Below are 21,619 nucleotides of genomic sequence, written 5' to 3'. Positions count from 1 at the left end.
TCCGCACCCGCACCCCGCCGACTCCCGAAAGGAACCCCTGATCACCGTGACGGCGCAGCAACATTCGAGTTGGGCCAGCTTCACCGGCGACGCGAACCCGTACGGAGGAGGCGACCCGTACGCGGACTACCGCACCGTCGACTTCCCCTTCACCCAGTACGCCAACCTCGCCGACCGGCAGCTCGGCGCCGGAGTCATCGCCGCCAACGACGAGTTCTTCGCCCAGCGGGAGAACCTGCTGCTGCCCGAGGCGGCCGAGTTCGACCCCGAGCACTTCGGCCACAAGGGCAAGATCATGGACGGCTGGGAGACCCGCCGCCGGCGCGGCGCCTCCGCCGAGCACCCCTGGCCCACGGCCGAGGACCACGACTGGGCGCTGGTCCGCCTCGGCGCACCGGGTGTCGTGCGCGGCATCGTCGTCGACACGGCCCACTTCCGCGGCAACTACCCCCAGGCCGTGTCGGTCGAGGGTGCCTCGGTGCCCGGCTCCCCGTCGCCCGAGGAGCTGCTGTCCGACGACGTGAAGTGGACGACGCTGGTCCCGCGCACGGCGGTGGGCGGCCACGCGGCGAACGGCTTCGCCGTCTCCGTCGAACAGCGCTTCACCCACCTGCGCGTCAACCAGCACCCCGACGGCGGCATCGCGCGCCTGCGCGTGTACGGCGAGGTCGTACCCGACCCCGAGTGGCTGTCGGTCCTCGGCACCTTCGACGTGGTCGCCCTGGAGAACGGCGGCCAGGTCGAGGACGCCTCCAACCTCTTCTACTCCCCGGCCACCAACACCATCCAGCCGGGCCGCTCCCGCAAGATGGACGACGGCTGGGAGACCCGCCGCCGCCGCGACCAGGGCAACGACTGGATCCGCTACCGGCTGGCCGCCCAGTCCCAGATCCGCGCGATCGAGATCGACACGGCCTACCTGAAGGGCAACAGCGCCGGCTGGGCCTCCGTCTCCGTCAAGGACGGCGAGAGCGGCGAGTGGACCGAGATCCTCCCGCGCACCCGCCTCCAGCCCGACACCAACCACCGCTTCGTGCTCCCGCAGCCGGCCGTCGGCACACACGCGCGCGTGGACATCTTCCCCGACGGCGGCATCTCCCGCCTGCGCCTCTACGGCACCCTGACGGAGACGGGCACGACCGCCCTGTCGACCCGCCACCAGGAGCTGGGCGGCTGATCCACCCTCACACGCGCGTGGGGCGCACCGGCCTGGACAGCACTGGCGCGCCCCACGTGTCCGCCGGGAAGGCTCAGGCCGCGTGTCCCCCGTCGACCGCGAACTCCGCGCCCGTCACGTAAGCCGCCTCCGGCCCCGCCAGGTAGGCCACCATCGAGGCCACCTCGTCGGGAGTCCCGAACCGCCCCAACGCCGTCATCCCCGCCTGCGCGGACGCATACGGCCCGGACGCCGGGTTCATGTCCGTGTCCGTCGGCCCGGGATGAACGATGTTCGCGGTGATCCCCCGTTCCCCCAGCTCGCGCGCGAGCGCCTTCGTCAGCCCGACCAGCGCCGCCTTGCTCGTCGCGTACAGCGTCCCGCCCGGCCCCGGCACCCGCTGCGTCATGCACGTACCGATCGTGACGATCCGCCCGCCGGCCGGCATCCGCGCGGCCGCCGCCTGCGAGGCCAGGAACACCCCGCGCACGTTCACCGCGAGCACCCGGTCGACGTCCTCCAGAGTGAGCGTGTGCAGCGGGCCCAGCAGCCCCACGCCCACGTTGTTCACCAGCACGTCGAGCCCGCCGTACACCTCCGCCGTACGCTGCGCCGCGCCCGCCGCCTCCCCGGCGTCCGCCGAGTCGGCGCGCAGGGCCACCGCCCGGCGCCCCAGCGCCTCCACGGCCCGTACCACGTCCTCGGCCGCCTCCTTGCCGTGCACGTAGGTCACCGCCACATCCGCACCCGCGCGCGCGAGCCGCAGCGCGACCGCCGCCCCGATACCCCGGCTGCCGCCGGTCACCAGGGCCACCTTGCTCTTCAGACTTCCCTGAACTGTCATGCCTCCATCTCAGCGGCGGCGCAGTCCGTCCGCTGGCGGCGAACGGACACCGAATCCGGCCACCGTCGGAACTCTTCGCTCCATCTCCCGCGTTCTCCCCGCGTGACCCTTCAGCAAGAGATCGTCGGCAACGCCATGCAGATGGCGGTCGTCAACCTGCACCCCGGCCAGACCGTGTACTGCGAGGCGGGGAAGTTCCTGTTCAAGACGACGAACGTGACCATGGAGACCCGCCTGTCCGGCCCCTCGGGCAACGGCAACGGCAACGGCGGTCAGCAGAGCGGCTCGGGCGGCGGCATGGGCGGCATGCTGCGCCAGGCCATGGGCACCGCCATGCAGGTCGGCCAGCGCATGCTGGCAGGCGAGTCGCTGGCGTTCCAGTACTTCAGCGCCCAGGGCGGTGAGGGCACGGTCGGCTTCGCGGGCGTGCTGCCCGGCGAGATGCGCGCCCTGGAGCTGGACGGCACGCGCGCGTGGTTCGCCGAGAAGGACGCCTTCGTGGCCGCCGAGTCCACCGTCCAGTTCGGCATCGCCTTCCAGGGCGGCCGCACCGGCATGAGCGGCGGCGAGGGCTTCATCCTGGAGAAGTTCACCGGGCACGGCACGGTGATCATCGCGGGCGCGGGCAACTTCATCGACCTGAATCCGGCGGACTTCGGCGGCCGCATCGAGGTGGACACCGGCTGTGTGGTCGCCTTCGAGGAGGGCATCCAGTACGGCGTCCAGCGCGTCGGCGGCCTCAACCGCCAGGGCATCATGAACGCCGTCTTCGGCGGCGAGGGCCTGTCCCTGGCCACCCTGGAGGGCAACGGCCGGGTGATCCTGCAGTCCCTCACCATCGAGAGCCTCGCCAACGCCCTGAAGAAGGCCCAGGGCGGCGACAAGCAGGGCCCGACCGGCGGACTGTTCTCGACCCACACCGGCTGAACCGATGAGTTGCGGGTGTGTGCGAGGTCTGAGGTGATGACAACAGATCCCGCACCCGGAAGAAGGCACCCGCCATGGGCAAGCTCGTCTCCACCATCTTCGTCACCCTCGACGGTGTCTACCAGGCGCCCGGCGGTCCCCAGGAGGACACCAGCGGCGGCTTCGACCAGGGCGGCTGGAGCTTCACGTACGGCGACGACGACTTCGGCCGGTTCGTCGTCGAGGTCTTCGACCGCGCGGGCGCCTTCCTGCTCGGCCGCCGTACGTACGACATCTTCGCCGCCTACTGGCCGAAGATGACCGACCCGGCCGACCCGATCGCCGGCAAGCTGAACGCCCTGCCGAAGTACGTCGTCTCGTCCACGCTGACGGCACCGGAGTGGTCCGGCACCACCGTGGTCGGCGGCGACCTCGCCAAGGAGGTCGAGGCCCTCAAGGAGCGCACGGACGGCGAACTCCAGATCCACGGCAGCGGCGCCCTGGTCCGCTCCCTGCTGGACCTGCGGCTGATCGACACGCTGCACCTGGTGACCTTCCCGGTCGTCCTCGGCGCCGGCCGCCGCCTGTTCGCGGAGGGCGCGGTCCCCACCCGCTTCCGGCACACCGGCGGACGCGTCACCGGCGGGGGCGTCTCCATCCAGTCGTACGACCTGCTGGGCGCCCCGGAGTACGGGTCCTACGAACTCCCCGAAGACGCCCAGGCCTGAGGCGAGCCACGGCTGGCCGGCGGCCCCTGTGGGGACGGTGTGGGGGTCGCCGGTCGGGAGGTTAACTTCCTGAAAACTCATCGGACTTGACGGGAAAATCTTCAACTTTGTCGTTGACATGCCAACGTCTACGCGCGTCATCATGGAGCCATGAGATTCCCCCCACGCGCAACACGCATCGGCGCTGCAGCCGCCCTCCTGTCCGCCCTCCTCGTGGGCGGCACCGTCTCCGCCACGACGGCGAACGCCGCCTCGGTCGGGAGCATCTGCTACAGCGCCCTGCCGTCGCAGGCGTACGACACCCTGGACCTCATCGACCAGGGCGGTCCCTTCCCGTACTCGCAGGACGGCACCGTCTTCTCCAACCGTGAAGGCGTCCTGCCCAAGCAGTCGTCCGGCTACTACCACGAGTACACGGTGAAGACCCCCGGCTCCTCCACGCGCGGTGCCCGACGCATCGTCACCGGTGAGGAGACCCAGGAGGACTACTACACCTCGGACCACTACGCCACGTTCGACCTGATCGACTTCGGCTGCTGAGCCGTACGGTCCGGTCCTAGGGAACGGTGCGCCCGGCCGGGGTCCGGTCCGCGCTCAGCCGGACCTCCGGCCGTCCGCGACGGCGAACAGCGCGAACGCGAGCAGCACGAGCGCCACGCTCGCGTAGACCTCGTAGCCGTCGAGGAAGCCGATCCGCTGCACGAGACCCACGTGCCAGTCGGTGAACTCGTGCACCAGGCCCAGCACGCCCTGCACCAGGGCGATGAATCCGAGAAGTTCCAGCAGTTGTCTCATGGCACGACCCTCGCCCCGCGGCCTCCCCCCACACATCGGCCGCGGGGTGAGTCGCGTGTGCCGCAAGGCTGACGTCCCGCCCGGGCGGAATCACCGAAAGTCCATGGCGGTGCGACTTTGGTCGGCGATCCGCAGCGGGGGGCGGTCGCCGGAGCCGGTGCTGCGTAGATTTGTCGATCGTGAGTAGTGACGAACCGGCGCGGGCGCCGCAGGAGTTCGCGGGCCGCCGGTGGCTGTTCCCGTCCGCCCTGATGCACGAACTGGACCCGGACGCCGAGTCCTCGGGCCGACGGCCGCGGCGCACCGCGCGCGACTGGGTCGTCGACTTCTCGTGCTTCCTGCTGGCCGTCGTCCTCGGCCTGGCGGCAGCGGACGCCCTGCCCAAGGAAGCCGGACTGCCGCACTCCGCCGCCGTTCTCGACCAGACGCTGGGCGCACTCGCCTGCGGGGCGCTCTGGCTGCGCCGCCGGTGGCCGGTCGGGCTCGCCGTCGCGATGATCCCGTTCGGGTTCCTGTCCAACACCGCGGGTGGCGCCGCGATGGTCGTCGTCTTCACCCTCGCGGTGCACCGGCCCTTCCGCTACGTCGCCTGGATCGGCGGCGTCGACCTCGCCCTGCTGCCGCTCTTCTACTGGCTGCGCCCCGACCCCGAACTGCCCTTTGCCGGTGTCGTCGCCTTCAGCGTGCTGCTCACCGTCTCCCTCGTCGGCTGGGGCATGTTCGTCCGCTCCAAGCGGCAGCTCATGCTGAGCCTGCGCGACCGGGCCCGGCGCGCGGAGACCGAGGCGCGGCTGCGCGCCGAGCAGGCGCAGCGGCTCGCCCGCGAGGCCATAGCCCGCGAGATGCACGACGTGCTCGCGCACCGGCTCACCCTGCTCAGCGTGCACGCCGGAGCCCTGGAGTTCCGGCCGGACGCGCCGCGCGAGGAGATCGCGCGGGCCGCCGGGGTCATCCGGGAGAGCGCCCACGAGGCGCTGCAGGACCTCCGGGAGATCATCGGCGTACTGCGGGCCGGGGAGTCCGACGACGCGGCCGGGAGCCGCCCGCAGCCGACGCTGGCCGCGTTGGACGCGCTGGTCGCCGAGTGCCGTGAGGCGGGCATGAAGGTCACCCTCGACCAGCGCGTCACCGACCCGGCCGCCGTCCCCGCCTCGGTCGGCCGCACCGCCTACCGCATCGCCCAGGAGACCCTGACCAACGCCCGCAAACACGCCCCCGGCACCGAGGTCACCGTCCAGGTCACCGGCACCCCCGGGTCCGGCCTGACGGTCACCGTGCGCAACCCCGCCCCCGAATCCGACGTCCCGCCGGTCCCCGGCTCCGGCCAGGGCCTGATCGGCCTGACCGAACGAGCCACGCTGACCGGCGGCCGCCTGGAGCACGGGGCGACGGCGGACGGGGGCTTCGAGGTGCGGGGGTGGCTGCCGTGGGGCGGGGACTAGGGCCACTCCGGCGGAGGGGGCGTGGCCGGCGTCCAGGGTGGAGGGGGCGTGGCGGGTGTCCGGCGGAGGGGCCGTGGCGGGTGTTGGGTCGAGGGGGCGTGGCGGGCGTCGAGTGGAGGCGCTGTGGCGGGCGTTGGGCGGAGGGGCCGTCGCCGGGGTCGGGCGGAGAGGCTATGGCCGGGGTCGCGCCGAGGGGCCGTAGCCGAGGTCGCGCCCAGGGGCCGTAGCCGGGGTCGAGCGGAGCGGCTGTGGCCGGGGTCGGGCCGACAGGCCCTGACCGGCGTCGAGCCGACAGACCCTGGCCGGCGGCCGGCCGCCGTCGTGGCCGGGACCTGCCCGCCACCCCGCATCCCCGTGATTACGTAACCCCCATGACTGCGACTCCGATCAGACTCCTCCTCGTCGACGACGACCCCTTGGTGCGAGCCGGACTTGCGCTGATGATGGGCGGGGCCGGGGACATCGAGATCGTCGGGGAGGCGGCCGACGGCGGTGAGGTCGAGGACGTGGTCCAGCGGACCCGGCCGGACGTCGTGCTCATGGACATCCGGATGCCCTCGGTGGACGGACTGACGGCCACGGAGCGGTTGCGCGGCCGCAAGGACGCCCCGCAGGTCGTCGTGCTCACCACCTTCCACGCCGACGAGCAGGTGCTGCACGCCCTGCGCGCGGGGGCCGCCGGGTTCGTGCTCAAGGACACCCCGCCCGCCGAGATCGTCGACGCGGTGCGCCGGGTCGCGGCCGGGGAACCGGTGCTGTCACCCGCCGTCACCCGCCAGTTGATGCGGCACGCGGCCGGCACCGCGGCGGACTCCCGGCAGGCACGCGCGCGGGAGCGGCTGACCGCGCTCAACGCGCGCGAGCGGGAGGTCGCCGTCGCCGTCGGCCGGGGCCTGGCCAACGCCCAGATCGCCGCGGAGCTGTTCATGAGCGTGGCCACCGTCAAGACCCACGTCTCCCGCATCCTCGCCAAGCTCGGCCTGAACAACCGGGTCCAGATCGCCCTGCTGGCCTATGACGCGGGACTCCTCGACGAGGACGGGCACTAAGCGGGAACCCCGCGCGTTGTCCCTGCACCGGGAGGTGCCCGGTGGGCCTCGGGGGAGTCCGGAAGGGGAGCGATGGACAGGCAACACGTGGTCGATCTGGGGGAGTTCGGGGACGCGTTCCGCCGGGACCCGCATCCGGTGTACGAGCGCCTGCGCGAGCAGGGTCCGGTGCACCGCGTCCGGCTGCCGGGAGCGGACGAGAACTACGAGACCTGGCTGATCGTGGGGTACGAAGAGGCGCGGGCGGCCCTCGCCGACCCCCGGCTGGCCAAGGACGGCTCCAAGATCGGCGCGGCCTTCCTGGACGAGGAGATGATCGGCAAGAACCTGCTGGCCACCGACCCGCCGCAGCACACCCGCCTGCGCGGCCTCGTCACCCGCGCGTTCACGATGCGCCGGGTGGAGCTGCTGCGCCCGCGGATCCAGCAGATCACCGACGACCTGCTGGACGAGATGATGCCGCGCGGCCACGCCGACCTCATCGACGCGCTCGCCTTCCCGCTGCCCATCACCGTCATCTGCGAACTCCTCGGCGTCCCGGACATGGACCGCGCCGAGTTCCGGAAGCTGTCCACCGAGGTGGTCGCACCGACCAACGGGAACACGGAGTACGAGGCGATCATCCGCCTCGGCGAGTACCTGACCGAGCTGATCGAGGACAAGCGGTCCGCCGGACCGACCGACGACCTGCTCAGCGACCTGATCCGTACGACCGCCGAGGACGGCGACCGGCTCTCCCCGCAGGAACTGCGCGGCATGGCCTTCCTGCTGCTCATCGCCGGCCACGAGACCACGGTCAACCTCATCGGCAACGGCGTCCTGGCCCTGCTCACCCACCCCGACCAACTCGCCGCCCTCCGCGCCGACATGAGCCTCCTGGGCGGCGCCGTCGAGGAGATGCTGCGCTACGACGGTCCGGTGCAGAGCGCCACGTTCCGGTACGCCGCCGAGCCCCTGGAGATAGCCGGCACGGCGATCGAGCAGGGCGAGCACGTGGTGGTCGGCCTCACCGCCGCCCAGCGCGACGGCGACCGCTACGGCGACCCGCACCGGTTCGACATCCGCCGCGACACCCGCGGCCACCTCGCCTTCGGCCACGGCATCCACTACTGCCTGGGCGCACCCCTGGCCCGCCTGGAGGGCCGCACGGCCATCGGCTCCCTCCTGGAGCGCGCCCCCGGACTGGCGCTCGACGGCTCCCCGGGCGAGTGGCTGCCGGGCCTGCTGATGAGAGGGATGCGCAGCCTTCCGGTGCGCTGGTGAGCCGACCGGGCTCAGCCGTACGAGGGCTGGGCCCGGCCCTGGATCTCCGCCAGCCGGACGGGGCGGCGCTCCCGCCGGGACACCTCGCAGGCCTCGGCGATCCGCAGCGCCTGCAGGGCCTCCTGGCCGTCGCACGGGTTGGGCCGCTGGCCGCGCAGCACGTCGACGAAGGCGCACAGCTCGGCCTCGTAGGCGGGCCCGAACCGCTCCAGGAAACCGGCCCACGGTTTGTCCGCGGGCGGCGGCCCGGTCGGCTCGGTGGATGCGACGGGCGTACGGTCGTCCAGGCCCACCACGACCGTGTCCCGCTCCCCGGCCAGCTCCATGCGGACGTCGTAGCCGGCGCCGTTCAGCCGGGTCGCCGTGGCCGTGGCCAGCGTGCCGTCGTCCAGCGTGAGCAGCGCCGCACCGGTGTCGATGTCACCGGCCTCGCGGAACATCGCGGGGCCGGCGTCCGAGCCGGTCGCGTACACGTCCACCACCTCACGGCCCGTCACCCAGCGCAGCACGTCGAAGTCGTGGATCAGCGTGTCCCGGAACAGCCCGCCGGACAGCGGCAGCCACTCCGGCGGGGGAGGGGACTGGTCCGAGGTCATCGCCCGTACGGTGTGCAGCCGGCCGAGCCGTCCCGAGCGCACCGCCTCCCGGGCGCCCGTGTACCCCGCGTCGAAGCGCCGCATGAAGCCCATCTGGAGGACCGTGCCGGCCGCCTCGACCTCGGCCAGCGCGGCCAGCGTGCCCGGCAGGTCGAGGGCGATCGGCTTCTCGCAGAAGACCGGCAGGCCCGAGCGTGCTGCCCGACCGATCAGTTCGGCGTGCGCCGCCGTGGCCGTGGTGATCACCACCGCGTCCACGCCCCACTTGAAGATCTCGTCCACCCCCGGCGCCGCCGTCTCGCCCAGGCGGTGGGCCAGCCCCTGTGCCCGTGCCGGATCCGCGTCCGTCAGGATCAGTGATCCGACCTCGCGGTGGCGGCTCAGCGTGTTCGCATGAATGGTGCCGATGCGGCCCGTACCGATGACCCCGATGCGCATGGAAACAAAGTGAGGGCGGACCCCGTACGCTGTCAATGCAAATGTCCGGACAATCTGACTACACAACTTCCCGTCAACCGAGCACAGGGCTACGCTCGGGCCCGTGCCGAAACCAGATGTGGACCCGACCGTGTCACTCGACCTCCGTGTGGACCGTAGTTCCCCGGTGCCGTTGTACTTCCAGCTCTCCCAGCAGCTGGAGGCCGCCATCGAGCACGGCAGCCTCACGCCCGGCAGCCTCCTGGGCAACGAGATCGAGCTGGCGGCCCGGCTCGGCCTGTCCCGGCCCACCGTCCGCCAGGCCATCCAGTCCCTCGTCGACAAGGGCCTGCTGGTCCGCCGCCGGGGCGTGGGCACCCAGGTCGTGCACAGCCAGGTCAAGCGCCCCCTGGAGCTGAGCAGCCTCTACGACGACCTGGAGGCGGCCGGGCAGCGGCCCGCGACCAAGGTTCTGGTCAACACCGTCGTCCCCGCCTCCGCCGAGGTCGCCGCCGCGCTCGCCGTCGCCGAGGGCAGCGACGTCCACCGCATCGAGCGCCTGCGCCTCGCGCACGGGGAGCCGATGGCCTACCTGATCAACTTCCTGCCGCCCGGCCTGCTCGACCTGGACACCAACCAGCTGGAGGCCACCGGCCTGTACCGGCTGATGCGCTCCGCCGGGATCACCCTGCACAGCGCCCGCCAGTCCATCGGAGCCCGCGGTGCCACGGCCGCCGAGGCCGAGCGGCTCGCCGAGGCGGAGGGCGCCCCGCTGCTCACCATGCAGCGCACCACCTTCGACGACACCGGCCGCGCGGTCGAGTTCGGCGACCACACCTACCGTCCCACCCGTTACTCCTTCGAGTTCCAGCTGCTCGTACGGCCCTGAGCGCACACCGGTCATTCGTCGCAATGTCCGGACAATGCGACGGGTGGGCGCTCCCCGGTCGTGTCAGCAGTGTTCCCCGTGTTCGATACTGGAGCGTTTGGGGCCGCTGAGGTCATCACCGGCCCCTTGCGTACGAACGGACACGGCAAGAAGGGCACGGCCTCGTGGCACGGTTTCGGACCTGGGTAGGCATAGCGCTGGCAGGGGCACTCTCCGTGTCCCTGGCGGGGTGCAGCAGCACCGGCGGCAAACGGGCCGAGGACGCCCGCAAGGCCGCCGCCGCCCAGGGCAGGGCGGCGGTGAACACTCCCCGCTGGACCTTCGCGATGATCACCCACTCGGGAGACGGCGACACCTTCTGGGACATCGTGCAGAGCGGCGCCAAGCAGGCCGCCGTCAAGGACAACATCAACTTCCTGTACTCGCACGACGACGAGGCCCAGCAGCAGGCCCAGCTGGTGGACGCGGCGGTCGACAAGAAGGTCGACGGCATCATCGTCACCCTCGCCAAGCCCGACGCCCTCAAGGCCGCCGTGGCCCGCGCCGAGAAGGCCGGCATCCCGGTGATCACGGTGAACTCCGGCTCCGCGGAGTCCAAGTCCTTCGGCGCTCTCACCCACATCGGGCAGGACGAGACCGTCGCCGGCGAGGCCGTCGGGGACGAGCTGAACAAGCGCGGCCGCAAGAACGCCCTGTGCATCCTGCACGAGCAGGGCAATGTCGGCCACGAGCAGCGCTGCGACGGCGTCGCGAAGACCTTCCGCGGCAAGGTCGAGAAGCTCTACGTCAACGGGACCAACATGCCCGACGTGCAGTCCGCGATCGGTGCCAAGCTCCAGGCGGACAAGTCCGTCGACGCCGTCGTCACCCTCGGCGCCCCCTATGCCGACACCGCCGTGAAGGCGAAGGCCGACGCGGGCAGCAAGGCGGAGGTCGACACCTTCGACCTCAACGCCAAGGTCGCCGCCGAACTGAAGGACGGCACCCTCGGCTTCGCCGTGGACCAGCAGCCGTACCTGCAGGGCTACCAGGCCGTCGACCTGCTGTGGCTGTACAAGTACAACAGCGACGTTCTCGGCGGCGGTCAGCCGGTCCTCACCGGCCCGCAGATCGTCACCAAGGACCAGGCGGCCGCCCTCGCGGAGTACACCGAGCGGGGCACCCGATGAGCGCCACCGTGGAACGGACCGTTGACGAAAGGATTCTGCAGACCTCGCCGCTGCGGAAGCTGCTCTCCCGCCCCGAACTGGGCTCGATCGTCGGCGCGCTCGCCGTCTTCGCCGTCTTCGGCTTCGCTGCCGACGGCTTCCTGCGCGCCGCGAGCCTCAGCACGGTCCTGTACGCCTCCTCGACGATCGGCATCATGGCCGTACCGGTGGCCCTGCTGATGATCGGCGGCGAGTTCGACCTGTCGGCAGGCGTCCTGGTGACGTCGTCCGCGCTGATCTCCTCGATGTTCAGCTACCAGATGACGGCGAACACCTGGGTCGGCGTGGGCGTGTCCCTGCTGGCCACCCTCGCCATCGGTGCCTTCAACGGCTTCGTGCTCACCCGCACCAAGCTGCCCAGCTTCATCGTCACGCTGGGCACCTTCCTGATGCTCACCGGCATGAACCTGGGCTTCACCAAGCTGATCGACGGCACGGTCTCCACCAAGACCATCGCCGACATGGAGGGCTTCCCGAGCGCCCACGCCGTCTTCGCCTCGACCCTCACCCTCGGCGGCGTCGACATCAAGGTCACCATCCTGTGGTGGCTGGGCCTGGTCGCGCTCGCCTCCTGGGTCCTGCTGCGCACCCGCGCCGGCAACTGGATCTTCGCGGTCGGCGGCAACCAGGACGCGGCCCGCGCGGTCGGCGTCCCGGTCGCCAGGACCAAGATCGGCCTCTACATGGGCGTGGCCTTCGGCGCCTGGATCTCCGGCCAGCACCTGCTCTTCTCCTTCGACGCCGTCCAGTCCGGCGAGGGCGTCGGCAACGAGCTGATCTACATCATCGCGGCCGTCATCGGCGGCTGCCTGATCACCGGCGGCTACGGCAGCGCGGTCGGCTCGGCGGTCGGCGCGCTCCTGTTCGGCATGACCAGCAAGGGCATCGTCTTCGCCGAGTGGAACCCCGACTGGTTCAAGTTCTTCCTCGGAGCGATGCTGCTCCTCGCGACCCTCCTCAACCACTGGGTCCGCAAGCGTGCGGAGGCCACCAAGTGACTCTCGTCGAGCTGACCGACGTCAGCAAGCATTACGGCACCGTCCGCGCCCTCGAAGGTGTCTCCCTGGAGGTCCACCCCGGCGAGATCACCTGCGTCCTCGGCGACAACGGAGCCGGCAAGTCCACCCTCATCAAGATCGTCGCGGGCCTGCACCAGCACGACGGCGGCACCCTGAGCATCGAGGGCGAGGAGACCACCCTCTCCTCGCCGCGCGAGGCCCTGGACCGCGGTATCGCCACGGTCTACCAGGACCTGGCGGTGGTTCCGCTGATGCCGGTCTGGCGCAACTTCTTCCTGGGTTCCGAGCCCCGCCGGGGCAAGGGCCCCTTCAAGCGCCTGGACATCGACTTCATGCGCGAGACCACCCGAGCCGAACTCCTCCGCATGGGCATCGACCTCCGCGACGTCGACCAGCCCATCGGCACCCTCTCCGGCGGCGAACGCCAGTGTGTCGCCATCGCGAGGGCGGTCCATTTCGGCGCGAAGGTCCTGGTCCTGGACGAGCCGACGGCGGCACTGGGCGTGAAGCAGTCAGGTGTGGTCCTGAAATATGTGGCCGCGGCACGCGACGCGGGCCTGGGTGTTGTCTTGATCACCCACAACCCGCACCATGCGTACTTGGTGGGCGATCGCTTCGTACTCCTGAGGCGCGGCACGATGGTGGGCAATTACACACGGGACGAAATCACCCTGGACGAGCTGACCAAGCAGATGGCAGGCGGCGCCGACCTGGACGCTCTGGTCCACGAACTGCAGCGCAGTTGAGGGGCGCGGGGCCGCATCATGTGCGGCTCCGCCTCGGGGCGCGACCAGCCACCGACTGCCCGCACTCGGCCATGGACGCGCGCCCCCTCCCCCTGCCCCGCGCAGCACTCACCGTGAGCGTGCGGCAGAATCGACAGACGATGAGCACCTACCGCGACCTCACCGCCCCCATCGGCTCCCGCCGGGCCCCCGTGCTCCGAACGGTCGGCACCAGGGAACGCCGCTCACACCTGACCGCACCCCGTGTCCCCACCGTAGGCATCGACATCGGCGGCACCAAGGTCATGGCAGGTGTGGTGGACGCGGACGGCAACATCCTGGAGAAGCTCCGCACGGAGACCCCGGACAAGTCCAAGAGCCCCAAGGTCGTCGAGGACACCATCGTCGAACTGGTCCTGGACCTGTCCGACCGCCACGACGTGCACGCGGTCGGCATCGGCGCCGCCGGCTGGGTCGACGCCGACCGCAACCGCGTCCTGTTCGCGCCCCACCTGTCCTGGCGCAACGAACCGCTGCGGGACCGCATCGCCGACCGCCTCGCCGTTCCGGTCCTGGTCGACAACGACGCCAACACGGCCGCCTGGGCCGAGTGGCGGTTCGGGGCCGGCCGCGGCGAGGACCACCTGGTCATGATCACGCTCGGCACCGGCATCGGCGGCGCCATCCTGGAGGACGGCCAGGTCAAGCGCGGCAAGTACGGCGTCGCGGGTGAGTTCGGCCATATGCAGGTCGTGCCCGGCGGCCACCGCTGCCCGTGCGGCAACCGCGGCTGCTGGGAGCAGTACAGCTCCGGCAACGCGCTCGTCCGCGAGGCCAAGGAGCTGGCCGCGGCGGACTCCCCGGTGGCCTACGGGATCATCGAGCACGTCAAGGGCAACATCGACGACATCACCGGCCCGATGATCACCGAGCTGGCCCGCGAGGGCGACGCCATGTGCGTGGAGCTGCTCCAGGACATCGGCCAGTGGCTCGGCGTCGGCATCGCCAACCTCGCCGCCGCCCTCGACCCGTCCTGCTTCGTGATCGGCGGCGGCGTCAGCGCCGCCGACGACCTGCTCATCGGCCCCGCCCGGGACGCCTTCAAACGCCACCTCACCGGCCGCGGCTACCGCCCCGAGGCCCGCATCACCCGCGCCCAGCTCGGCCCCGAGGCCGGCATGGTCGGCGCCGCCGACCTGGCCCGGCTGGTCGCCCGGCGGTTCCGGCGGGCCAAGCGGCGCCGGGTGGAGCGGTACGAGCGCTACGAGCGGTACGCCCAGGCCCGCCGCGACCAGGACAGCGCATGATCGCATCGCTGCCTCATCAGGCCGCGCCCCCGGACGAACCGCGCAGGCCGGCCGAGGACCCGCGGCACAAGGCGAAACGCAGGGCGCTCACCCTGCTGCTCATCGGGCTGCTCATCGGTGTCCCGGCGGGCTATCTGGTGATCTCCGCCAACCAGAGCCGCAACAGCGGCAAGGACAAGGAGGCGAAGTACTCGGCGACCGGCCTCACCCCCGGCTGGCCGTCCAAGGTACAGCGCCGCCTCTACCAGGTGCCGGTCCCGCACCCCGCCGACTACATCGCCTACTACGAGACCAACAACTGGAAGACCAGCCGCCTCTACGTGCAGTTCCGCACCAACAGCGCCGGCCTGGACAGCTTCCTGGGGACCATGGGCCTGCGCCGGGACGCCCTGAAGAAGGACGACATCACCATCGGCTCCCGCGACCAGAAGATCTCCGGCTGGAACTTCACCGGCCCCGGCCCCTGGTCGGGTCTCACCCGCAAGCAGAAGAACCCGGCGCCCACCCAGGACGTGGTCGTCAACATGTCCGACCCGAACTATCCGATGGTGTACGTCGTCTCCCGCACGGTCCCGTAACGGGGGCCTTCGCCGGCCGTCGGAGCCGATTGTCAGACCCCGCCCGTAGAGTCGAAGACGTCTGATCCGACGCATGGACGGGAGGTGGCAGGACGTATGAGCACAGGCACGGTCGCGGTGGCCGAGCGCGCGGGAGGTTCCCGGGAAGCCGGGGACCTCGTTCCGGTGCGCCTCGCGTCCGTCTACCTGCCCGCGCAACTCCCGCGCGAGGGCCGCGTCGCCTTCTGGGACCCCGACGGCGGCCCGCTGCCCGCCGACGGCGACACCGACGAGCTGACCGTCGTACGACCCCATGGAGCGAGCGTGCGCCGCCGGCAGGTGCCCGCGCTGACCCTGCCGCTCGCCGAGGCCCTGCCGCTGCTGGTGCGGGCCCGCCGCGACCCGTCCGCCCACCCGGCCACGGCCTGCTGGGGCGCCGCCGCCCTGCACGCGCTGCGGCTGGTCGCCCGCGGCCGCCTGCTGCCCGGCCTGACCCCGAGCGGCCACGACGCCTGGCGGGCCGGCCCGCTGGAACCCGACGACATCGCCCACCTGCGCGCGGTGGCCGCGGCCCTGCCGCCGGAGGGCCACGCCGTGCCGCTGGCGGACCCCGGGCCGCTCCGGCTGCCCGAGCCCGAGGCCCTGGTCCGCTCCTTCCTGGACGCGGTCGCCGACACCCTGCCCCGTACCCCGGCCGCCCCCCACACCGCCGGCGGCCCCTTCGCCGCCCGCGAGCCCCAGGCACTGCCCGCCGCCCACGACTGGGCGGCGGAGGTCGCCGCCGGCATGGACGCGGGGGTACGGATCTCGCTGCGCCTGGACCTGTCCGCGTACGACGTCTTCGACGCCGGTGCCGTCGAGGGCGCCCGCGCCGCGGGCGCGGCCATCGTCCAGGTGCACAGCCTCGCCGACCCGACCCTGATGGCCGACGCGGCGGCCCTGTGGGCGGGGGAGGCCGACGCGGCCTTCGGGCCACGCGCGCGCGTGGACGCCGCCCTCGCCGTCCGGCGCGCGGCCCGCGTGTGGCCGCCCCTGGACCGGCTCGCCGAGCAGGACGCCCCCGACGTCCTCGCGCTGTCCGAGGAGGAGCTGAGCGAGCTGCTCGGCGTGGCGGCCTCCCGGCTCGCCGCCGCCGGAGTCGCCGTGCACTGGCCCCGGGACCTGGCCCGCGACCTCACCGCCGCCGCGGTGGTCCGGCCCGCGCCCGGCTCGGCGACCGACGGCACCGGGTTCTTCGAGAGCGAGGACCTGCTCCAGTTCCGCTGGCAGCTGGCGCTCGGCGGGGATCCGCTCAGCGAGGCCGAGATGGACACGCTCGCCGAGGCCCACCGGCCGGTCGTACGGCTCCGGGACCGCTGGGTGCTGGTCGAACCGGCCCTGGTCCGCAAGGCCCGCAAGCGGGAACTGGGCCTGCTGGATCCGGTGGACGCGCTGTCCGTCGCGCTCACCGGCACCGCCGAGGTCGACGGCGAGACCGTCGAGGCCGTCCCCGCCGGCGCACTGGCCGCGCTGCGCGACCGCCTCACGGCGGGCCTCGGCCCGGCCGAACCGCCCGCCGCGCTCGCCGCCACCCTCCGCGACTACCAGCTCCGGGGCCTGGCCTGGCTCGACCTCATGACCTCCCTCGGGCTCGGCGGCTGCCTGGCCGACGACATGGGCCTCGGCAAGACGATCACGCTCATCGCCCTGCACCTGAAGCGGGCCCGCACCGAGCCGACCCTCGTGGTCTGTCCCGCGTCCCTGCTGGGCAACTGGCAGCGGGAGATCACCCGGTTCGCCCCCGGCGTCCCGGTGCGCCGCTTCCACGGCCCCGACCGCAGCCTGGACGGCCTCGACGGCGGTTTCGTCCTCACGACGTACGGCACGATGCGCTCCGCGGCGGCCCAACTCGCCGAGCGGCCCTGGGGCATGGTCGTCGCCGACGAGGCCCAGCACGTGAAGAACCCGTACTCCGCGACCGCCAAGGCGCTGCGCACCATCCCGGCCCCCGCGCGCGTGGCCCTCACCGGCACCCCGGTGGAGAACAACCTCTCCGAACTGTGGGCCCTGCTCGACTGGACGACCCCCGGTCTCCTCGGCCCCCTGAAGTCCTTCCGCGCCCGGCACGCGCGCGCGGTGGAGAACGGCGAGGACCAGGAGGCGGTGGAGCGACTGGCCCGCCTGGTCCGGCCGTTCCTCCTGCGCCGCAAGAAGTCCGACCCCGGCATCGTCCCCGAGCTGCCGCCGAAGACCGAGACGGACCACCCGGTGCCGCTCACCCGGGAACAGGCCGCGCTGTACGAGGCTGTGGTGCGCGAGTCGATGCTGGCCATCGAGACCACGGAGGGAATCGCCCGCCGGGGCCTGGTCCTCAAACTGCTCGGCGCCCTGAAGCAGATCTGCGACCACCCCGCGCTGTACCTGAAGGAGGACACCCACGCCGACCGGCTGCCGGCCCGCTCCGGCAAACTCGCCCTCCTGGACGAGCTGCTGGACACCGTGCTCGCCGAGGACGGCTCCGTGCTGGTCTTCACGCAGTACGTCGGCATGGCCCGCCTCATCACCGCCCACCTGTCCGCCCGCGCGGTCCCCGTGGACCTCCTGCACGGCGGCACCCCGGTGGCCGAGCGCGAGCGCATGGTCGACCGCTTCCAGGACGGCGAGACCCCCGTCCTCGTCCTCTCCCTCAAGGCCGCCGGCACGGGCCTGAACCTCACCCGCGCCGGCCACGTCGTCCACTTCGACCGCTGGTGGAACCCGGCCGTCGAGGAACAGGCCACCGACCGCGCCTACCGCATCGGCCAGACCCAGCCGGTCCAGGTCCACCGCCTGGTCACCGAGGGCACGGTCGAGGACCGCATCGCCGAGATGCTGGAGGCCAAGCGCGCCCTGGCCGACGCCATCCTCGGCTCCGGCGAGTCGGCCCTGACCGAACTGACGGACCGCGAGCTGTCCGACCTGGTCTCGCTGCGGAGGACCTCGTGACGACCGGCGACGAGCGACCCGGCGACGCCGCCCGGCGTGCCCTGCGGGCGGCACGGGAGCGGGCGGAGGCCGAGCGCGAGGAGACCGCGCAGGACAAGGCACCCGAGCAGGCCGCCACGGCGCGCCCGAGGCCCGCGGACGCCGCCCGCGCCGCCCTCCGGTCGGCCACGCCTGCCCGACGGGATCCGGACACGGCGACGACCGAGCGAGGCGACTCCCTCGGGCTCGGCGACAAGGACGAGACCAGGGCCACGGGTGGGGTTGTCGGTGGCGCGGTGGATTCCGGTGGCCAGGATGGGTCCTGGGCCTCGGTGGAGTCGGGCGAGCGGGGTGGTTCGCGGGCCTCGGTGGGGTCTGGTGTCTGGGTTGGGGCTGGTGGCGCGGCGGTGTCCGACGAGCGGGATGGGGCCTGGGCCTCAGCGGAGTCGGGCGGCCGGGATGAGTCCCGGGCCTTGGTGGAGTCGGGCGGCCGGGGTGGTTCGCGGGCCTCGGTGGAATCTGGTGTCTGGGCTGTGGCCGGTGGCGCCGCGATGCCCGGTGACCGGGACGAGTCGGCTGCCACGGCGGAGTCCGGTGACCGGGACGAGACCGGTGACCGGGATGAGTCCGTTGCCACGGCGCAGTCCGGTCACGCGGGCGACCGGAGCGCGTCGGAGTCCGGCCACGCGGCCGACCGCAACGCGTCGCAGTCCGGCCACGCGGCCGACCGCAACGCGCCGCAGGCCACCGCACGCCCCGCCGACGCGGCCAGGGAAGCGCTGCGGGCCGCCCGGCGGGAGGCGGTGCGTGCCGAGGCGGAGGCGGCAGGGGCCCGGCGTGGGAGGCGCGCACAGGCGCGGCCCGTCGGTTCTGCACGCCCCGGCGCCGAATCCCGGACCACCGCCCGCGTCCAAGCCGCCCACGACATGCGCCAGTTCCTGGCGAACGCCTTCCGTATGCCGTCCGTTGCCGACGCGGCCGACACGCCCGAGGCGGTGGACGACACCGGTAGGGACACCACCGTCGGTGAAACCGACCGCAGTGAGCCCCGCCCCCCGGCGCCGGCACCCCCGCAGGTCCCCGCCACCATGGCCACCCCCCACCGCGACACCGTACTCCGCCGTACCTTCGCGGCGTTGCCGCCCCGGCCGGATTCGCCGGAGGACCGCGGGTTCGCCGAGACCTGGTGGGGGAACGCCTGGGTCGACGCGCTCGAACAGGGCGCGCTGGACGTCAAGCGGCTGGTCCGCGGCCGGGGTTACGCGGACCAGGGCCATGTGGACGCGATCACCGTGACCCCGGGGCAGGTGCTGGCGTATGTGCGGGGCAGCCGCCCGCGTCCGTACCGGGTGCAGGTGCGGCTGCGCACGCTGGAGGACGCGGACTGGGAGCAGTTCCTGGACGCGGCCGCCGACCGGCCCGGGCACATCGCGGCGCTGCTGGACAAGGAGTTGCCCCAGTCGCTGGCCGACTGCGGTGTGCCCCTGCTCCCCGGCCCCCGCGACCTCGCCCCGCAGTGCAGCTGCCCCGACTCCGGCCACCCCTGCAAGCACGCGGCCGCCCTCTGCTACCAGACGGCACGCCTGCTCGACGCCGACCCCTTCGTGCTGCTCCTGCTGCGCGGCCGGGGCGAGAAGGGCCTCCTCGACGCGCTGTCCCGCCGCAGCGCCGCCCGCGCGGCCCGCGCCGCCCAGGAGGGAGCGCCGCGGTCCCTGCCCGGCGTCCGCGCGGCCGACGCCCTCGCTCCGCGTCGCCTCCCGCCGCTGCCGTCGCCGTTGCCCGTGCCGCCGCACCCCGAGCAGCCCCCGGTCTACCCGGCGGCGCCCGGCGGACCGGACCCCTTCGCCCTGGACCAGCTGGCGACCGACGCCGCCGCCCGCGCGCACGCGCTGCTCGCCACGGGCCGCGACCCGGTCGGTGAGCTGACCCTGTGGCAGGACGCGGTACGCCTCGCCGCCGCCCGCCCCGGTTCCGGCCTGACCGCCACCACCCGCAGCCTGTACGCCACGCTCGCCGCGGCCACCGACCGCACCCCGGCCGACCTGGCCCGCGCGGTCGCCGCCTGGCGGCAGGGCGGCCCGGAGGGGCTGGCCGTGCTGGAGGAGCCGTGGGATCCGCCGGCCGGCCGCTTCGACCGGGCCCGCCCGCTGCTGCTCGCCGCCGACCTCCCGGCGTTCCGCCCCTGGCGCAACCGCCTCACCCACCCCGGCGGCCACGTCCAGCTCCGCCTGGGCCGCGACGGCCTGTGGTACGCCTACGAGTCGGAGCCCGGCCAGGACGACTGGTGGCCCCGCGGCACCCCCGACCTGGACCCGGTCGGCGCCCTCACGGGCCTGGGCACACCGGACGACCTCTGAGCCCGTCGGCGCCCCCACCCCAGGTGAAGGCCGTGTGAGAGTTCCCCGGTGATTCCGAGGGGTCCGGTGTGGACAGTGGGGGCCCGTGAGCCGCGCGCTCGGCGGTGCCGGTTAGCGTGGAGCAGTGAGTGAGACGAAGACCCCCGCCCTCCAGTACCGCTTCGACGGCCCCGAAGACGCCCCGGTCCTCATCCTCGGCCCCTCCCTCGGGACGACGTGGCACATGTGGGACCGGCAGGTCCCGGAGCTGACGAAGCAGTGGCGGGTCTTCCGGTTCGACCTGCCGGGCCACGGCGGCGCCCCCGCCCACCCGGCCGGTTCCGTCGGCGAGCTGGCGGCCCGCCTGCTGGTCACGCTGGACACGCTCGGCGTGCAGCGCTTCGGCTATGCCGGCTGTGCGCTGGGCGGCGCGATCGGCCTCGAGCTGGCCCTGCGCCACCCCCAGCGCCTCGCCTCGCTGGCGCTGGTCGCCACCTCGCCCCGGTTCGGCACCCCCGACGAGTTCCGCCAGCGCGGGGTGATCGTCCGGACCAACGGGCTCGACCCGATCGCCCGGACCTCGCCCGAGCGCTGGTTCACCGGCGGGTTCGCCGCCGCGCAGCCCGCCATCACCGAGTGGGCCGTACAGATGGTGCGCACCACCGACCCGGGCTGCTACATCGCCGCCTGCGAGGCCCTCGCCGGGTTCGACGTGCGGCCCGAGCTGGCCCGGGTCGACGCGCCGACCCTGGTGCTGGTCGGTTCCGACGACCAGGTCACCGGACCGGCCGAGGCCCGCACCCTGGTCGCGGGGATACCGGACGCCCGGCTCGCGGTCGTGCCCGGCGCCTCCCACCTGGTGCCGGTGGAACAGCCCGCCGCCGTCACCGACCTGCTGGTACGGCACTTCTCCACCGCCTGGCAGCAGCCCTTCGACACCGGCCAGACGGCCCTTCCGGCCGCTCCGGTCAACCCGGCGCTCACGGCGGCGCCGCAGGTCGTACCCGTCGCCGAGATCGCCCCCGCCGTCGTACCGCCGCAGCCGCTCGGGCCGCCCGACCGGTACGAGACCGGGCTGAAGGTCCGCCGGGAGGTGCTGGGCGACGCGCACGTGGACCGGGCGCTGGCCCAGGCCGACGAGTTCTCCGGCGACTTCCAGGAGTTCATCACCCGCTACGCCTGGGGCGAGATCTGGGACCGGCCGGGCCTGGACCGCCGCACCCGCAGCTGTGTCACGCTCACCGCGCTGGTCGCGGGCGGTCACCTGGACGAGCTGGCCTTCCACACCCGCGCCGCCCTGCGCAACGGCCTCACGCCGGACGAGATCAAGGAAGTGCTGCTGCAGGCGGCCGTGTACTGCGGTGTCCCGGCGGCGAACAGCGCGTTCCGGGTGGCCCAGCAGGTCATCCGCGAGGAGACCACCCCCGCCGAGTGAGCCG

19 protein-coding genes are annotated in these 21,619 nt (G+C 72.9%); 16 read left to right on the top strand and 3 right to left on the bottom strand.

The annotated features are described in order from the left end of the window. The first annotated feature begins 46 nt into the window (after positions 1 to 46). On the top strand, positions 47 to 1,177 hold the full coding sequence (gene alc / locus BEK98_RS04345; protein ID WP_094215069.1) for an allantoicase: 1,131 nt from the start codon (positions 47 to 49) through the stop codon (positions 1,175 to 1,177). A gap of 73 nt (positions 1,178 to 1,250) precedes the next feature. Here alc and BEK98_RS04340 read toward each other — a convergent pair whose 3' ends face one another. Beyond that, the gene (locus tag BEK98_RS04340; protein WP_094215007.1) at positions 1,251 to 2,000 is read right to left on the bottom strand and encodes an SDR family oxidoreductase; all 750 of its coding nucleotides are present in this window, start codon (positions 1,998 to 2,000) and stop codon (positions 1,251 to 1,253) included. Between the two features lie 102 nt (positions 2,001 to 2,102). Between BEK98_RS04340 and BEK98_RS04335 the strand changes: the two genes are divergently transcribed. The 3 genes from BEK98_RS04335 (at position 2,103) to BEK98_RS04325 (ending at position 4,174) form a co-directional block, all read left to right on the top strand. Beyond that, complete coding sequence (locus tag BEK98_RS04335; protein WP_094215006.1) at positions 2,103 to 2,927, top strand: AIM24 family protein; 825 nt, start codon at positions 2,103 to 2,105, stop codon at positions 2,925 to 2,927. Positions 2,928 to 3,001: 74 nt separating this feature from the next. Further along, positions 3,002 to 3,634, top strand: a complete 633-nt coding sequence (locus BEK98_RS04330; RefSeq protein ID WP_094215005.1) for a dihydrofolate reductase family protein — start codon at positions 3,002 to 3,004, stop codon at positions 3,632 to 3,634. Positions 3,635 to 3,784: 150 nt separating this feature from the next. Then, positions 3,785 to 4,174 carry a guanyl-specific ribonuclease gene (locus BEK98_RS04325; RefSeq protein ID WP_094215004.1) on the top strand — a complete coding sequence of 130 codons (390 nt, stop codon included), beginning with the start codon at positions 3,785 to 3,787 and terminating at the stop codon, positions 4,172 to 4,174. A 54-nt stretch (positions 4,175 to 4,228) separates the two neighbouring features. On the opposite strand, the gene BEK98_RS04320 is transcribed toward BEK98_RS04325, so the two are convergent. Further along, positions 4,229 to 4,429 (bottom strand): hypothetical protein, encoded by a 201-nt coding sequence (locus BEK98_RS04320; RefSeq protein WP_094215003.1) that lies wholly within the window; start codon positions 4,427 to 4,429, stop codon positions 4,229 to 4,231. Positions 4,430 to 4,608: 179 nt separating this feature from the next. Here BEK98_RS04320 and BEK98_RS04315 point away from each other — a divergent pair, with 179 nt between their 5' ends. From BEK98_RS04315 to BEK98_RS04305, 3 genes are all read left to right on the top strand, one after another. Continuing rightward, a complete protein-coding gene (locus BEK98_RS04315) occupies positions 4,609 to 5,871 on the top strand; it encodes a sensor histidine kinase (RefSeq protein WP_425276582.1) in 1,263 nt (420 codons plus the stop codon). Between the two features lie 371 nt (positions 5,872 to 6,242). Beyond that, a complete protein-coding gene (locus BEK98_RS04310) occupies positions 6,243 to 6,920 on the top strand; it encodes a response regulator (RefSeq protein WP_094215002.1) in 678 nt (225 codons plus the stop codon). A 72-nt stretch (positions 6,921 to 6,992) separates the two neighbouring features. Then, positions 6,993 to 8,183, top strand: coding sequence for a cytochrome P450 family protein (locus BEK98_RS04305; protein WP_167444084.1), 1,191 nt, complete (start codon positions 6,993 to 6,995; stop codon positions 8,181 to 8,183). Positions 8,184 to 8,194: 11 nt separating this feature from the next. On the opposite strand, the gene BEK98_RS04300 is transcribed toward BEK98_RS04305, so the two are convergent. Next, positions 8,195 to 9,217, bottom strand: coding sequence for a Gfo/Idh/MocA family protein (locus BEK98_RS04300; protein WP_094215001.1), 1,023 nt, complete (start codon positions 9,215 to 9,217; stop codon positions 8,195 to 8,197). Positions 9,218 to 9,347: 130 nt separating this feature from the next. Between BEK98_RS04300 and BEK98_RS04295 the strand changes: the two genes are divergently transcribed. The 9 genes from BEK98_RS04295 (at position 9,348) to pcaDC (ending at position 21,615) form a co-directional block, all read left to right on the top strand. Continuing rightward, a complete protein-coding gene (locus tag BEK98_RS04295; protein WP_094215000.1) occupies positions 9,348 to 10,085 on the top strand; it encodes a GntR family transcriptional regulator in 738 nt (245 codons plus the stop codon). A gap of 164 nt (positions 10,086 to 10,249) precedes the next feature. After that, entirely contained in the window at positions 10,250 to 11,254 is a 1,005-nt protein-coding gene (locus BEK98_RS04290) for a sugar ABC transporter substrate-binding protein (protein WP_094214999.1), read from the top strand. After that, positions 11,251 to 12,291: an ABC transporter permease gene (locus tag BEK98_RS04285; protein ID WP_094214998.1), complete on the top strand. Its 1,041-nt coding sequence runs from the start codon at positions 11,251 to 11,253 to the stop codon at positions 12,289 to 12,291. The genes BEK98_RS04290 and BEK98_RS04285 overlap by 4 nt, the downstream gene beginning before the upstream one ends. Next, complete coding sequence (locus tag BEK98_RS04280; protein ID WP_094214997.1) at positions 12,288 to 13,058, top strand: ATP-binding cassette domain-containing protein; 771 nt, start codon at positions 12,288 to 12,290, stop codon at positions 13,056 to 13,058. Before BEK98_RS04285 ends, BEK98_RS04280 begins: the two co-directional genes overlap by 4 nt. A gap of 140 nt (positions 13,059 to 13,198) precedes the next feature. Then, positions 13,199 to 14,344, top strand: a complete 1,146-nt coding sequence (locus BEK98_RS04275; protein WP_094214996.1) for an ROK family glucokinase — start codon at positions 13,199 to 13,201, stop codon at positions 14,342 to 14,344. Next, positions 14,341 to 14,922 (top strand): sugar kinase, encoded by a 582-nt coding sequence (locus tag BEK98_RS04270; RefSeq protein WP_094214995.1) that lies wholly within the window; start codon positions 14,341 to 14,343, stop codon positions 14,920 to 14,922. Before BEK98_RS04275 ends, BEK98_RS04270 begins: the two co-directional genes overlap by 4 nt. A gap of 96 nt (positions 14,923 to 15,018) precedes the next feature. Then, complete coding sequence (locus tag BEK98_RS04265) at positions 15,019 to 17,865, top strand: DEAD/DEAH box helicase (RefSeq protein ID WP_094214994.1); 2,847 nt, start codon at positions 15,019 to 15,021, stop codon at positions 17,863 to 17,865. Between the two features lie 530 nt (positions 17,866 to 18,395). After that, on the top strand, positions 18,396 to 20,201 hold the full coding sequence (locus tag BEK98_RS49845) for an SWIM zinc finger family protein (protein ID WP_425276584.1): 1,806 nt from the start codon (positions 18,396 to 18,398) through the stop codon (positions 20,199 to 20,201). Positions 20,202 to 20,325: 124 nt separating this feature from the next. Beyond that, positions 20,326 to 21,615 carry a bifunctional 3-oxoadipate enol-lactonase/4-carboxymuconolactone decarboxylase PcaDC gene (gene pcaDC, locus BEK98_RS04255; protein WP_094214993.1) on the top strand — a complete coding sequence of 430 codons (1,290 nt, stop codon included), beginning with the start codon at positions 20,326 to 20,328 and terminating at the stop codon, positions 21,613 to 21,615. Positions 21,616 to 21,619: the final 4 nt, after the last annotated feature.

The organism is Streptomyces diastatochromogenes, from assembly GCF_002242805.1.
Classification (GTDB): Bacteria; Actinomycetota; Actinomycetes; order Streptomycetales; family Streptomycetaceae; genus Streptomyces; species Streptomyces diastatochromogenes.
Note: the sequence above shows the minus strand (reverse complement) of the source record. Positions and strands in the feature narration are given on the sequence as shown.

Excerpts from the sequence above, each read along its gene's own strand:
- BEK98_RS04340 (WP_094215007.1), bottom strand. The coding sequence starts at position 2,000 with ATGACAGTTCAGGGAAGTCTGAAGAGCAAGGTGGCCCTGGTGACCGGC.
- BEK98_RS04330 (WP_094215005.1), top strand. The coding sequence starts at position 3,002 with ATGGGCAAGCTCGTCTCCACCATCTTCGTCACCCTCGACGGTGTCTAC.
- BEK98_RS04325 (WP_094215004.1), top strand. The coding sequence starts at position 3,785 with ATGAGATTCCCCCCACGCGCAACACGCATCGGCGCTGCAGCCGCCCTC.
- BEK98_RS04320 (WP_094215003.1), bottom strand. The coding sequence starts at position 4,429 with ATGAGACAACTGCTGGAACTTCTCGGATTCATCGCCCTGGTGCAGGGC.
- BEK98_RS04310 (WP_094215002.1), top strand. The coding sequence starts at position 6,243 with ATGACTGCGACTCCGATCAGACTCCTCCTCGTCGACGACGACCCCTTG.
- BEK98_RS04305 (WP_167444084.1), top strand. The coding sequence starts at position 6,993 with ATGGACAGGCAACACGTGGTCGATCTGGGGGAGTTCGGGGACGCGTTC.
- BEK98_RS04300 (WP_094215001.1), bottom strand. The coding sequence starts at position 9,217 with ATGCGCATCGGGGTCATCGGTACGGGCCGCATCGGCACCATTCATGCG.
- BEK98_RS04285 (WP_094214998.1), top strand. The coding sequence starts at position 11,251 with ATGAGCGCCACCGTGGAACGGACCGTTGACGAAAGGATTCTGCAGACC.
- BEK98_RS04275 (WP_094214996.1), top strand. The coding sequence starts at position 13,199 with ATGAGCACCTACCGCGACCTCACCGCCCCCATCGGCTCCCGCCGGGCC.
- BEK98_RS04270 (WP_094214995.1), top strand. The coding sequence starts at position 14,341 with ATGATCGCATCGCTGCCTCATCAGGCCGCGCCCCCGGACGAACCGCGC.
- BEK98_RS04265 (WP_094214994.1), top strand. The coding sequence starts at position 15,019 with ATGAGCACAGGCACGGTCGCGGTGGCCGAGCGCGCGGGAGGTTCCCGG.
- BEK98_RS49845 (WP_425276584.1), top strand. The coding sequence starts at position 18,396 with ATGCCCGGTGACCGGGACGAGTCGGCTGCCACGGCGGAGTCCGGTGAC.